General features: G+C 70.0%; 12 protein-coding genes. 1 reads left to right on the forward strand and 11 read right to left on the reverse strand.

From position 1 onward, the window contains the following. Positions 1-34: 34 nt before the first annotated feature. From QSK30_RS17715 to rplJ, 11 genes are all read right to left on the reverse strand, one after another. Complete coding sequence (locus QSK30_RS17715; protein WP_285504108.1) at positions 35-1300, reverse strand: MCE family protein; 1266 nt, start codon at positions 1298-1300, stop codon at positions 35-37. Continuing rightward, on the reverse strand, positions 1300-2505 hold the full coding sequence (locus QSK30_RS17720) for an MCE family protein (protein ID WP_285504110.1): 1206 nt from the start codon (positions 2503-2505) through the stop codon (positions 1300-1302). The genes QSK30_RS17715 and QSK30_RS17720 overlap by 1 nt, the downstream gene beginning before the upstream one ends. Further along, a complete protein-coding gene (locus QSK30_RS17725) occupies positions 2502-3698 on the reverse strand; it encodes an MCE family protein (RefSeq protein ID WP_285504111.1) in 1197 nt (398 codons plus the stop codon). The genes QSK30_RS17720 and QSK30_RS17725 overlap by 4 nt, the downstream gene beginning before the upstream one ends. Further along, the gene (locus QSK30_RS17730; RefSeq protein ID WP_285504112.1) at positions 3695-4687 is read right to left on the reverse strand and encodes an MCE family protein; all 993 of its coding nucleotides are present in this window, start codon (positions 4685-4687) and stop codon (positions 3695-3697) included. The genes QSK30_RS17725 and QSK30_RS17730 overlap by 4 nt, the downstream gene beginning before the upstream one ends. Next, entirely contained in the window at positions 4684-5718 is a 1035-nt protein-coding gene (locus tag QSK30_RS17735; RefSeq protein ID WP_285504114.1) for an MCE family protein, read from the reverse strand. Before QSK30_RS17735 ends, QSK30_RS17730 begins: the two co-directional genes overlap by 4 nt. Then, positions 5715-7076, reverse strand: coding sequence for an MCE family protein (locus tag QSK30_RS17740; RefSeq protein ID WP_285504116.1), 1362 nt, complete (start codon positions 7074-7076; stop codon positions 5715-5717). The genes QSK30_RS17735 and QSK30_RS17740 overlap by 4 nt, the downstream gene beginning before the upstream one ends. Then, positions 7073-7924, reverse strand: coding sequence for an MlaE family ABC transporter permease (locus QSK30_RS17745; RefSeq protein ID WP_285504118.1), 852 nt, complete (start codon positions 7922-7924; stop codon positions 7073-7075). Before QSK30_RS17745 ends, QSK30_RS17740 begins: the two co-directional genes overlap by 4 nt. A 2-nt stretch (positions 7925-7926) precedes the next feature. Beyond that, on the reverse strand, positions 7927-8724 hold the full coding sequence (locus QSK30_RS17750; protein ID WP_285504120.1) for an MlaE family ABC transporter permease: 798 nt from the start codon (positions 8722-8724) through the stop codon (positions 7927-7929). Next, entirely contained in the window at positions 8721-9881 is a 1161-nt protein-coding gene (locus QSK30_RS17755; protein WP_285504122.1) for an ABC transporter ATP-binding protein, read from the reverse strand. Before QSK30_RS17755 ends, QSK30_RS17750 begins: the two co-directional genes overlap by 4 nt. A 491-nt stretch (positions 9882-10372) precedes the next feature. After that, positions 10373-10759: a 50S ribosomal protein L7/L12 gene (rplL, locus tag QSK30_RS17760; protein ID WP_285504124.1), complete on the reverse strand. Its 387-nt coding sequence runs from the start codon at positions 10757-10759 to the stop codon at positions 10373-10375. Positions 10760-10822: 63 nt separating this feature from the next. Continuing rightward, positions 10823-11383, reverse strand: a complete 561-nt coding sequence (rplJ, locus tag QSK30_RS17765; protein WP_285504126.1) for a 50S ribosomal protein L10 — start codon at positions 11381-11383, stop codon at positions 10823-10825. A gap of 276 nt (positions 11384-11659) precedes the next feature. Here rplJ and QSK30_RS17770 point away from each other — a divergent pair, with 276 nt between their 5' ends. Then, positions 11660-12427, forward strand: coding sequence for a hypothetical protein (locus QSK30_RS17770; RefSeq protein ID WP_285504127.1), 768 nt, complete (start codon positions 11660-11662; stop codon positions 12425-12427). Positions 12428-12561: the final 134 nt, after the last annotated feature.

The raw sequence follows: 12561 nt of genomic DNA on the forward strand, positions 1-12561 counted from the left end.
CGGGTGGCGGGATCAGCGTGTACCGGAGGGTAGGTTAGCGCCCCAGGCCCAGCAGGCCCGCGAGGTCGGCGAGTCCGCCGATTCCCGGTTGGGTAACGGTGCCGGGCACGCTGTTCTGCGCCATCGCGGCCAACTGCTCCTGGGAGCGGTTCTGGCTCGCCGCGAGCTCCTCGGCGGTCGGCTCGACCGGCTTCCCGCCGAACGGCGCGTTCTGCGATCCGCGCACGTTGATCGGGCTGCCGACCGGCTCGGCGCAGTAGGCCTGCCCGTTGGCCGGGGTCGCCGCCGTGTCGTCGCCGTCGCGGCGCTTGGTGGTCTCGTAGCCGCGGGTGCAGCTGGGCGGGTCGAACAGGTTGAGCGCCAGGCCCAGGTGCGCGGTGCCGTCGCCGGGCACCACGGTCTTGGGGCCGACGGCGACCACCGGGTAGGCCACCAGCGCCAGCTCCAGGCCGTCGACCCGGCTGAGCAGGATGTTCGACGTGGTCAGCAGGTTGGCCATGACCACGCCCAGGCCCTGCCCGGACTCGCGCAGCAGCCCGGTGATCGCCGCCGCGGTGCCCGGGGTGGCCGCGATCAGGGTGCGCAGCTGGGGGTCCGACTCGCGCAGCTGGGCGGAGAGCGCACGCAGGTCGCCCGCGAAGGACTTGATGTTGCCCGACTGCGCGGCCTGGGTGCCCAGCACGATCGCGCCGTCGTCGATCAGCTTGATCGTCTGCGGCAGGTTGTCCCTGGCCACCTGGGTGAACTCCCCCGCGGTGTCGATGAGCACCTGCAGGTCCTGGCCGGTGCCGGAGAACGCCTTGTCCAGCTCGTCGACCACGGTGCGCAGCGACTCGGTGGGCACCGAGGTGGCCAGGCCGTTGAGGTCGCGGATGACGGTGTCGGTGCTGACCGGGGTGGTCGTCCGGCCGGACGGGATCACCGACCCGTCGGCAAGCAGGGTGCCGCCCTCGGCGCGCGGGCGCAGGTCGACGAACTGCTCCCCGACGGCCGACCGGTTGGCCACCACGGCGTCGAGGTCCGCTGGGATGTCCGGGGCGGACGGATCGATGTTGAGCTGGACGTCCATGCCCCCGTGGGTAAGCCGGATCTCGCCGACCCGGCCGACGTTCACGCCCCGGTAGGTGACCTCGGCGTTGGTGAAGATGCCGCCGGAGTCGACCAGTTCCATCCTGACCTGGTAGCCGTTCGCGCCGAAGACGCGGCCGACGTCGGTGAACCGGAACGCGGCGTAGACCACCGAGACCACGGCGATCACGAAGAACGCGAGCAGCTGCAGGCGAACCCTCTTGGTCAGCATCAGCGACCGCCTCCCAGCAGGATGTCGAAGATGCTGCTCACGCCTGTCTGCGGCGTCTGCGGCACCCCCGGGACCGGCACCGGCAGGGTGGGGACGCTCAGCGCGGGCAGCGGGAGCGGGGCGGGCGCGGTGGCCGCGGGCACGCCGGTGCTGCCGTTGGTGGCGCCGCCGATGATCGGGACGTCCTGCAGCGGGTTCTGCCGGGTGCGGCTGAGGTTGTCCAGCACGCTCTGCAGGTTGAGGTCGATCTTGGCGTAGAGGTTGAAGTAGTCGCCCTTGACGCCCTTCACCGCCTGGTCGGTGAACGGGAAGGTCAGCAGCAGCTCCAGCGCCTTGGGCAGGTTGTTGCCCGCCTCGCCGAGCTTCTGCAGGGTCGGGGTGAGCGCCTTGAGGTCGGCGACCAGGTCGGCCTGGCTCTTGTTGACCGTGTCGACCGCGACCCCGGAGAGCGAGTCGAGGCTCTGCAGCATGGTCACCAGCTGGCGGCGCTGGTCGGTGAGCACCTTGAGGCCGGGGCCGATGTCGTCGATCACGCCGGTGATCTGGTCCTTCTGCCCGTTGAGCGTGCTGGCCAGCCGGTTGATCCCGTCGAGGGCGCGGGTGATGTCGGACTTGCCCGCGTCCAGCGTGGTCACCATGGTGTTCACGTTGTCCAGCAGGGCGCGGATGTTGGACTCGTTGCCCTCGGTGGCCGCGTTCAGCTCCCGGGTGATGGCGCGCAGCTGCTCGACACCGCCACCGTTGAGCAGCAGCGACAGCGCGCCGAGGACCTCTTCGACCTCGGTGTTGCGGTTCGTGCGCTCCAGCGGGATGCGGGCGCCGTCGGCGAGCCTGCCCGCGGCCTGGCCGCTGGGCGGCGCCGACAGCTCGACGTACTTCTCGCCGAGCAGGCTGGACTGGCGCAGCTTGGCGAAGGCGTTGGCGGGCAGCTCGACACCGCCGTTGACCAGCACGGTGACCTCGGCGGTCCAGCCGTCCGCGGCGAAGCCGATCGAGTCGACCCGGCCGACGGTGACCTCGTTGACCTTGACCCCGGACTGCGGGACCAGGTCGAGCACGTCGCGGAACTCGACCTCGACCCGGTACGGCTGGTCGCCCAGGTCGGCGCCGCCGGGCAGCGGCAGGTCGTAGATGCCGCTGAAGCCGCAGCCGGAGAGGGTGAGCGCCGCCGCGGCCAGCAGCGCCGCGGCCTTGATCCGGGTCATCGGGTGCCCCCGGTGCCGTAAAGGTCGCCGACCAGCGGCAGCGGCAGGGTGGGCAGCTTGCCGGTGCGCAGCCCGTCGATGATCTGGGCGGGCGACTGGAGCGGCACGAGGCCCTGGACGACCGGTGCGAGCTGGTCGCACAGGTCGGCCAGCGTGGTCGGCAGCGGCTTGGCGGTGCCCTGGCGGACCAGCTTGCACACGGTCACGATCGGCGGCTGGGCCAGCTCGTTGAGGTTGGCCCTGGCGTCGAGGGTGCCCGAGGAGGCGTTGTAGGTGTTGATCACGTTGCTCAGCGCCAGCGGGGCGATGTCCAGGGTCTCGGCGAGCGCCGCGCGCTGGTCGACCAGGACCTGGGTGACCGTGGCCAGCTTGTCCACATTGGACTTGATCCGGCCGCGGTTGTCGTTGATGAACTGCTGCACGGTGCCCAGCGCGACGCCGAGCTGGTCGACCGCGGCGGCGAGGTTGCCGCGTTCACCGGCCAGGAACTTCGACGCCTCGGCGAGCTGGTCGCCGAACTGGCGCACCTGGCCGTCGCTGCCCGCCAGGGTGGTCGTGAACTTCTGCAGCTGGGTGATGGTGGCGAACAGGTCGTCGGAGTTGCCCGACAGGGTGCTGCTGAGCTGGGAGAGCTGGGTGACGGTGTCGTGCACCGCCTGGCCGTTGCCGTCGAGGTTCTTGGCCAGGGTGTTGAGCAGGTCCGAGAGCGCGCCGTTCTTGTTGGCGCCGTTCGGGCCCAGGGCCTCGCTGACCCGGGTGAGGCTGGCGTAGAGGTCGTCGACCTCCAGCGGCGTGGAGGTCCGCGCGCGGGGGATCACCGCGCCGGTGGCCAGCACCGCGCCGCCGGTGAAGGCCGGGGCGAGCTGGACGTAGCGGTCGGAGACCAGCGACGGCGCCACGATCACGGCGCTCGCGTCGGCGGGCACGTCGACCGTGCGGTCGACCAGCATCTCCACCACCACGTGGTCGCCGCGCGGGGTGACCTTGTCGACGACGCCGACCTTGACGCCGAGCACCCGCACGTCGTTGGCCTCGTAGAGGCCGACCACGCCGGTGAACTCGGCGGTGTAGCGCTTCTGGTTCGGCTCCCGCAGCAGCCACCACAGCGCAGCGGCGAGGACCAGCCCGAGCACGCAGGCGATGGCGACCAGGCGCGCGGTGTCGCGGCCCGCCTTGCTGGCGAAGGTGCTCATGCGGGGTCCCCCAAGCAGCCCGGCTGGTTGATCGGGCCCAGCGACGGCGGCAGCAGCCCGCAGATGTAGTTGTCGAACCAGCGGCCGTTGCCGATCGCGTTGTTGAACTGGCGGGCGAACGGGGCGAAGTTCTTGATCCCCGCGGCGAGCGAGTCCTGGTTGCGCTGGAGCATCGCGGTGAGCTGGTCGAGGCTCTGCAGCACCGGCCCGAGCTGGGCGCTGTTGTCGCTGACCAGGCCCTGCAGCTCCGTCGAGAGGGCCTGCGTGCCGGTCAGCAGCGCCGTGATGGCCTTCTTGCGGTTGTTGATCTCGCCGAGCAGCAGGTTGCCGTCGGTGAGCAGCTTGACCACCTCGGCGTCGCGGTCGGCCAGGGTCTTGCTGATCTGCTTGGTGTTGTCCAGCAGGGTGGCCAGTTCCTTGTCCCGCGAGGAGATGGTGCGGGACAGGGACTGCAGGCCGTTGAGCGCGCCGCGCACGTCGTCGGGGGTGTCGGCGAAGGTCTGCGAGATCACCTCGAAGCTCTTGGCGAGCTGGGTGGTGTCGACGTCGTTGACCGTCTCGGCCAGGCCGCGGAAGGCCTCGAGCACGTCGTAGGGCGCCGTGGTCCGCTCGCGCGGGATCCGCGTGCCCGGGTCGAGCACCGCGCCGCCGTCGGGCTCCAGGGCCAGGAACTTCTGGCCCAGCAACGTCTTGATCTTGATGGCGGCCCGGGTGCGGTCGCCGATCCAGGCGTCCTTGACCTTGAAGCTGACCACCACCCGGTCCCGGTCGAGCTCCACATCGGACACCTTGCCGACCTTGATGCCCGCGACCCGGACCTCGTCGTCGGCCTGCAGGCCCGCCGCCTCGCTGAACTCGGCGCTGTAGGTGGTACCGCCACCGATCACCGGCAGGTCGTCGGAGTAGACCGCGGCGAGCAGGACCAGGCCGATGGTCAGCAGGCTGACCAGGCCGATCGGGATCGGGTTGCGCGAGCGGAACGGCTTCATCCGGAACACCTCGCCTGGCTGGCCGGGAGCAGCGGCAGGTTGATCGGCGTGGTGATCAGGCCGGGCACGCTGATCTCCCCGCTGGCCTCGCACAGGTAGAAGTTGAACCACGAGCCGTAGCTGACGGTGTGGGTGAGCGCGGCGGTCTTCTGCGGCAGGAACTGGATGAAGTGCTCGACGACCTGCTCGTTGTCGTTGAGGTTGTTCGTCAGCGAGCCCAGCGCGGCGATGTCCTGCTTGAGCGGCTCGCGGGCCTGCTCCAGCAGCCCGGAGGTGGTGGTGGCCAGGCCGCCGAGCGCGTCGATGGCGTCACCGATCGGCTTGCGGTCCTCGGCCAGGCCGCTGACCAGCTGCTGCACCTGGACCACGAGCTGGGAGAGCTCCTCGCCGCGGGAGTTGACCGCGGTGAGCACGCCGTTGAGGTTGCCGATCACCTCGCCGATCACCTTGTCCTTGTCGGCGAGCGTGGTGGTCAGCGACGCCGTGTGGGTCAGCAGGTTCTCCACCGTGCCGCCCTCGCCCTGCAGGACCTGGATGATCTCGTAGGACAGCTTGTTCACGTCGTCGGGCGAGAGCGCCTGGAACAACGGCTTGAACCCGTTGAACAGCTCGGTCAGGTCCAGCGCCGGCCTGGTGCGGGCCATCGGGATCGTGTCGCCGGGGTTGAGCACGGCGTTCGGGTCGTAGCCCGGGCCCTGGCTGAGCGCGACGTAGCGCTGGCCCACCAGGTTGCGGAACTTGATCTGCGCGGTGACCGAGGCGGGCAGCTTGCGGCCCGCGTCGACGGAGAAGGTGACCTGGGCCTGCGTGCGGTCGGCGACCGCGACCTCCTCGACCTGGCCCACCCGGACACCCGCGATGCGCACGTCGTCGCCGGGCAGCAGCAGCGTGGCGTCGGAGAAGCGCGCCGCGTAGCTGTTGGTGGCGCTGAGGTTGGTGTTGGCGATGCTGATCGCGAGCACGCCGGTGGCCGCGATGGTGACCACCATGAACACGGCCAGCTTGATCAGCGGCGGGACGAGGCTCCTCACCGGATGCTCACCTCCGCGCCGCGGAAGGCCGGGCCGAGCAGCAGCGTGCTCCAGCCGGGCACCTGCCGCGGGTCGTCGACCCCCAGGCCCGGCGCGAGCAGCTGCTGCATGAAGGCGGCCTCCTGCGGGGAGTTGGCGATGCCCAGGCCGTCGGTGTCGGCCGCCGAGCTCGGCGAGGTCTGCCCGAGGTTGGCGGTGTTCGCGCCGGGCAGCAGACCGTCCTGTGTGGAGCGGGCGGCCGCGGGGCTGGACGCGCCGTCCTTGAGCGGGCCGTCGGGCGGGGACTGCGGGAACGGCGAGGGGAACTTGGTGAAGTCGTAGCAGCGCGGGCCGCGGTCCTCGTCGTAGCGCGGGGTGTCGACACCGGGCTTGTACGGGCCGCGGTTGACGGTGATCTCGATCGTGGCGTGCAGACCGGGCTGGTTGGTGCCCTTGCCCAGCGCGGTGTCGAGGGCGTCGACGTCCTCGGAGAGCAGCTGCAGCAGGCACGGGTACTCGGGCGAGTAGCGCGCCAGTGTCTCCAGCGTGGGCCGCGAGGAGTCGGTGAGCTGGATCAGGTTGTTCTTGTTGACCCGCAGGAACGACTCCAGGTCGCGCGCGGCGGTGGTCGTGGTGGCGAACAGCGAGTCGAGGTTCGCGCGCTGGTCGGCGACGGTCTTGGACGTCACAGTGAGGTCGGTGAGTGCCTGCACGAGGTCGGGCGCGGCGTCGCTGTAGGTGTCGGTGACCGTGGCCAGCGTGCGCAGGTCCTGCTGCAGCTTGGGCAGGTGCGGGTTGAGGTCGCCGACGAGTTCGCCCAGGTCGGACAGGGTGTCACCGAGCGATTTGCCACGGCCCTCGAGGGCGGTGGAGATCGCGGTGAGCGTGCTGGACAGCTTCTGCGGCTGGACCGCCTGGAGCACCGGCAGCAGGCTCTCCAACGCCTGCTCCAGCTCGACCGCCTTGACCGAGGTGTCCTGGGTGATCCGGTCGCCCGCGGCCAGCGTGGTCGGCGCCGCGTTCTCCGGGATCTGCAGCGCGACGTAGCGCTCGCCGAACAGCGTCTTGGGCAGGAAGCGGGCCGAGACGTTGCTCGGGATGACGTCGATCTTCTCCGGGTCGATCGCCAGGTCGAGCTCGGCGCCGGTCGCGGTCGGGGTGATCTTGCGGACCTCGCCGACGATCAGCCCGCGCACCTTCACATCGGAGTGCACGGCCAACTGGTTGCCGACCTTGTCGGTGGTCAGGGTGACCGAGTCGACCGCAGTGAACGCCTTGTTGTACATCGCGATGCTCAGGCTCACCAGGCCCGCGACCAGCGCGAGGAACGCCAGCCCGTAGAGCCTGCGCTTGATCACCTGCCCGAGGCCGCCGCTCATCCCGCGATCCGCACCGTCGTGGTGGTGCCCCAGATCGCGAAGCCGATGAAGAAGTTGACCAGCGCGACGGTGACGATGGTGGTGCGCACCGCCCGGCCCACCGCGATGCCGACCCCGGCCGGGCCGCCGCTGGCGGTGTAGCCGTAGTAGCAGTGCGACAGGATGATGATCACCGCGAAGATCAGCACCTTGCCGAAGGACCAGAACACGTCCTCCGGGGGTAAGAAGAGGTTGAAGTAGTGGTCGTAGGTGCCCGCCGACTGGCCGTAGAAGTAGACGGTGATCGTCCTGGACGCGAGGTACGAGGTCAGCAGCCCGATGATGTAGAGCGGGATGACCGCGATGAAGCCCGCGATGATCCGGGTGGTCACCAGGAACGGCAGGCTGGGCACGGCCATCACCTCGAGCGCGTCGATCTCCTCGGAGATCCGCATCGCGCCCAGCTGCGCGGTGAAGCCGGAGCCGACGGTGGCCGAGAGCGCCAGGCCCGCGACCAGCGGCGCGATCTCCCGGGTGTTGATGTAGGCCGAGGCGAACCCGGAGAACGCGGCGGTGCCGATCTGGTCGAGCGCGGCGTAGCCCTGCAGGCCGACCACGACCCCGGTGAACACGGTGAGCCCGACCATCACCCCGACCGTGCCGCCGATGACCGCGAGCGCGCCGCTGCCGAAGCTGACCTCGGCCAGCAGGCGCATGGTCTCGCGGGTGTAGCGGCGCAGCGCGCGCGGGATCCAGGCGATGGCCCGGATGTAGAAGGAGAGCTGGTCGCCGAGCTGGTCCAGCGTCTGGAGTGGACGGTCGATGGTCTTGCGCGCCGCGCGCCGGGCGGAGTTGCCGATCGAGGCCATGCTCAGCTCCCCTTCGCCGGGACGACCTGCAGGTAGACCGCGGTCAGCACGAAGTTGACGAAGAACAGCAGCAGGAACGTGATCACCACGGACTGGTTGACCGCGTCGCCGACGCCCTTGGGGCCGCCCTTGGGGTTGAGGCCGCGGTAGGCGGCCACCACCCCGGCGATGAAGCCGAAGATCAGCGCCTTGAGCTCGCTGATCCACAGGTCCGGCAGCTGGGCCAGCGCGGAGAAGCTGGCCAGGTAGGCACCCGGGGTACCGCCCTGGAGGACCACGTTGAAGAAGTAGCCGCCCATCACCCCGACCACGCTGACCAGGCCGTTGAGCAGCACCGCCACCAGCATCGCGGCCAGCACCCTGGGCACGACCAGCCGCTGCACCGGGGAGACGCCGAGCACCTCCATGGCGTCGATCTCCTCGCGGATGGTGCGCGAGCCGATGTCGGCGCAGATCGCCGAGCCGCCCGCACCGGCCACCAGCAGCGCGGTGACCAGCGGCGCGGCCTGCTGGATGATCGCCAGCACGCTGGCCGCGCCGGTGAACGACTGCGCGCCCAGCTGCACGATCAGCGTGCCCAGCTGCAGCGCCACGATCGCGCCGAACGGGATCGCGACCAGCGCGGTGGGCAGGATCGTCACGCTGGCGATGAACCAGCACTGCTGGATGAACTCCCGGGTCTGGAACGGGCGCCGGAAGATGTTGACCACGACGTCGAGGCCGAGCGCGAACAGCCGCCCGGTCTCGCGCAGCGCCCCCGCGCCCGGGAAGTCGGACTTCTTGGCGGCCCCGGCGGTCATCCGCGACCACCGGGCGGTGACCAGCTCGTGCGGGGCAGCTCGGCGATCTCCTGGGTCTCCCCCAGGTCGCCGCTGAACTGCTCCGGCGCCTGCCGAGGCCAGGGGCTCGGCGACACGGGACTTGGAGAAACGGTGGCCGGGACCCGGTGGGAGTGCACGTTGTAGCGGGCGCGCTCGGCGTCGGTCAGCGAGGCGATGATGCCCTCCTGCGCCGCGGCGGGCAGCTCGTGCAGGATCCGCATGACCCGGTCCTTGCGGCGGCGCACGGCCTGGCGCTCCGGCAGCCCCGGGGTCGGCTCGATCTGCGGCACGATCCCGCGCAGGTCCTCGGTGGAGGAGCCGTCGGAGTGACCCGCGTCGGCGTGCGCCTGCTCCTGCGCCATCTGCGCGGCGTCCTTCTCCTCGGACATGCCGATCGGACCGAGGCGCCGGCCGTTGAGGAACTGCTCGACCACCGGCTCGTCGCTGGTCAGCAGCACCTCGCGCGGGCCGAACATGACCAGTTCTTTGCGGAAGAGCATGCCCAGGTTGTCCGGCACCGTCCGGGCCAGGTTGATGTTGTGCGTGACGATCAGGATGGTGGCGTCGATCTGGGCGTTGAGGTCGATCAGCAGCTGGCTCAGGTAGGCCGTGCGGACCGGGTCCAGGCCGGAGTCCGGCTCGTCGCACAGGATGATCTCCGGGTCGAGCACCAGCGCCCGGGCCAGTCCGGCGCGCTTGCGCATACCGCCGGAGATCTCACCGGGGAGCTTCTTCTCCGCGCCCTGCAGACCGGTCAGCTCGAGCTTGTCCAGCACGATCCGCTTGATCTCGGCCTCGGACTTCTTGGTGTGCTCGCGCAGCGGGAAGGCCACGTTGTCGAACAGGTTCATCGAGCCGAACAGCGCGCCGTCCTGGAACAGCACGCCGAAGAGCTTGCGGGTCTCGTACAGCTTCGCCTCGCTGCACGTCACGATGTCCACACCGTTGATGACGCACCGGCCCCGGTCGGGCTTGAGCAGGCCGATCATCGACTTGAGGAACACGGACTTGCCGGTGCCCGACGGCCCGAGCATGACCGAGACCTCACCGGGCGGCAGGGTCAGCGTGACATCCCGCCAGATGGCCTGGTTCCCGAAGGACTTCGTCAGCCCCTCGATGACCACCTCGGCGCCCATCGAACCTCCCTCGTACCGCGGCGATGACCGGCGTGGGCCTGATCACCGCTGTCACTGAGGTGCAACGACGGCGACCCGCACTGGTTACTCGCGAAGTTACTGCCGAGTTGGAAAAGTACTCGGATCCTTCCGCGATCGCCCATCTGGGTCTCACCACCCCCGGCCCCACCCCGGCCAGCCGCCCCCGTTCCCACCTCCGACCCCAGCCACCCCGCCGACCCGTCCCCACCCCACCGGCCGGCCTCCGCTACGCACCCGCAGGCCGCCCACAAAACCCCACCCCGCCGACCACTCCCGCCCCTGCATCCCATACGCAGCCAAAAACACGGGCTGTATCCCCTTGTCAAGGCATCTTTCCCGCCTTGACAAGGGGATACAGCCCGTAGTCACACTTGGCGTAGGGGAAGCAGGGAACCCCGGGGCGCGGTGGCAAAAGAAACAGGGCCCGACACCGTGCGGTGTCGGACCCTGTTTCGAGCAGTGGGGCTAGATCACTTGATGGTGATCTTGGCGCCAGCGGCCTCGAGCTTCTCCTTGGCGGCCTCGGCGGCCTCCTTGGCGACCTTCTCCAGGACGGCCTTCGGAGCGGCCTCGACCAGCTCCTTGGCCTCCTTGAGGCCCAGGCCCGAGACGACCTCGCGGACGACCTTGATGACCTGGATCTTCTTGTCGCCTGCGGCCTCGAGGACGACGTCGAACTCGTCCTGCTCCTCGGCGGCCTCGACCGGGGCAGCGCCCGGGCCTGCGGCGGCGATGGCGACCGGAGCGGCGGCGGTGACCTCGAAGGTCTCCTCGAACTGCTTCACGAACGCCGAGAGCTCGAGGAGAGTCATCTCCTTGAAAGCGTCGAGCAGCTCGTCGGTGCTGAGCTTCGCCATGATGGCGTTCCTTTCACTAAACACACCCGGTCAAGCGGGCGCGGTCCATTTCCGGGTGGTAAATCAGCTCTCGGCTGCAGCGTCCTCGGCGGGAGCCTCGGCACCGCCTTCGGCGGCCTTCTTCTCCTGCAGGGCAGCGGCCAGGCGGGCGATCTGCGAGGCCGGGGCGTTGAACAGCCCGGCGGCCTTGGCGAGGTTGCCCTTCATCGCGCCCGCCAGCTTGGCGAGCAGGACCTCACGGCTGTCGAGGTCGGCGATCTGCGCGACCTCTTCCACCGTGAGCGCGCGGCCGTCCATGTAGCCGCCCTTGATGACCAGGCCCTTGTTGTCCTTCGCGAAGTCGCGGAGCACCTTCGCGGCGTCCACCGGCTCACCCTCGACGAAGGCGATCGCGGTGGGGCCCAGGAACAGGCTGTCGAGGCCGGACACACCCGCGTCGGCGGCAGCCCGCTTGACGAGGGTGTTCTTGGCGACGCGGTAGGACGTGCCAGAGCCGAGAGCGCGACGCAGCGTGGTCAGCTGGGCCACGGTGAGGCCGGTGTACTCGGTGACGACGGTTGCCGAGCTGGAGCGGAACTTGTCCGCGATCTCGGCGACTGCACTCACCTTTGCGGGCTTCGCCATGGGTCGCCTCCTCTCGTGATGCGGGGGAAATCGCCGGCACCCGAGGGTCGTGCAACGACAAACGCCCCGGCGCAGATGGCACGGGGCGTGGGAGAGTGCTGGGCACTCACTACGAACCTCGTCCTCCTGCGCGGGCCGCCCGCTGCTGCGGGACCTTCGGCTCCGGCGCCTCGCGGCACTGGAGCAACCAGCGGTCTTCGGTGAACCAGGGGCAACAGTACGCCCAGGCCGCCGCCGCCACCAAATCGGGGTCCCGGACACGGCATGATGTTGGTCATGGCCGATCACGAGCACCCGGAACGCGACCAGCCGATCAGCGGCCCGCCCGCCATCCGGCCGCCGGGCCCGCCCCCGGCCGGTGTTCCCGGTGACGAGCAGTGGCGGCAGTTCCAGGAGTTCCAGCGCTTCCAGGAGTTCCAGCGGACGCAGGGAGAGCTGCCGGAGGGCCCGTCGCCGCGCAGGCGCAGGCCGTTGTGGCTGCGCGTCCTGCTGAACCGCTGGTTCCGGCGGCTGGTGTTCCTGCTGGTCGTGCTGCTCGCCCTGTCCTGGGCCTACGACCACTACTTCGGCAACCCGGACGAGGACAAACCGGCGTCCGAGACCGGCGGCCAGCGGACGAAGAACACCCTGCTCTTCGCCACCAGCGCCAAGGAGGCGGTGCGGGCGTTCTACGACAACGTCGCCCAGGACATCGCCAAGGACGCCTGCGGCAGGTTGGAGACCCTGGAGGTCGAGGACCAGTTCGCCCGCCACTTCAACGCCCCCGACTGCGTCTCGGCCATCCACCGGCTGCACGGCGAGGTGGAGAAGGGCCAGGTCAACAACTACGCCGAGGTCCGCGTCCCGATCACGGTGGACCTGACGCCGGGTGCCGACGGCACGGTCGTGGTGAGCTCCTGCGACTTGGAGGTCGTCGGCGGCCCCCGCCTGGGGCGGTTCACGCTGCGGGTCATCCCGGAGTCGCGCGGCCAGCAGTGGATCATCTCCCGGCACGAGGCCGAGTCCTCGCCGTGCCCGGCTGACGCCAGCCCCCCAACCGGCTGAGGTCGCACCCGTGCGTGCCCACGGGCAAGGTCGCCGACCGCCCTCTGGTGTCCCGCCGCTTGAGGTGCCCACAAGTGAAGAGGTGGGCTCGATCTGGTGGACTGCCTTTGTGCGGGGCCCCTAGGAACCCTGCG

Origin of the sequence: Actinokineospora sp. NBRC 105648, assembly GCF_030269645.1 — a bacterium.
Taxonomy (GTDB): domain Bacteria; phylum Actinomycetota; class Actinomycetes; order Mycobacteriales; family Pseudonocardiaceae; genus Actinokineospora.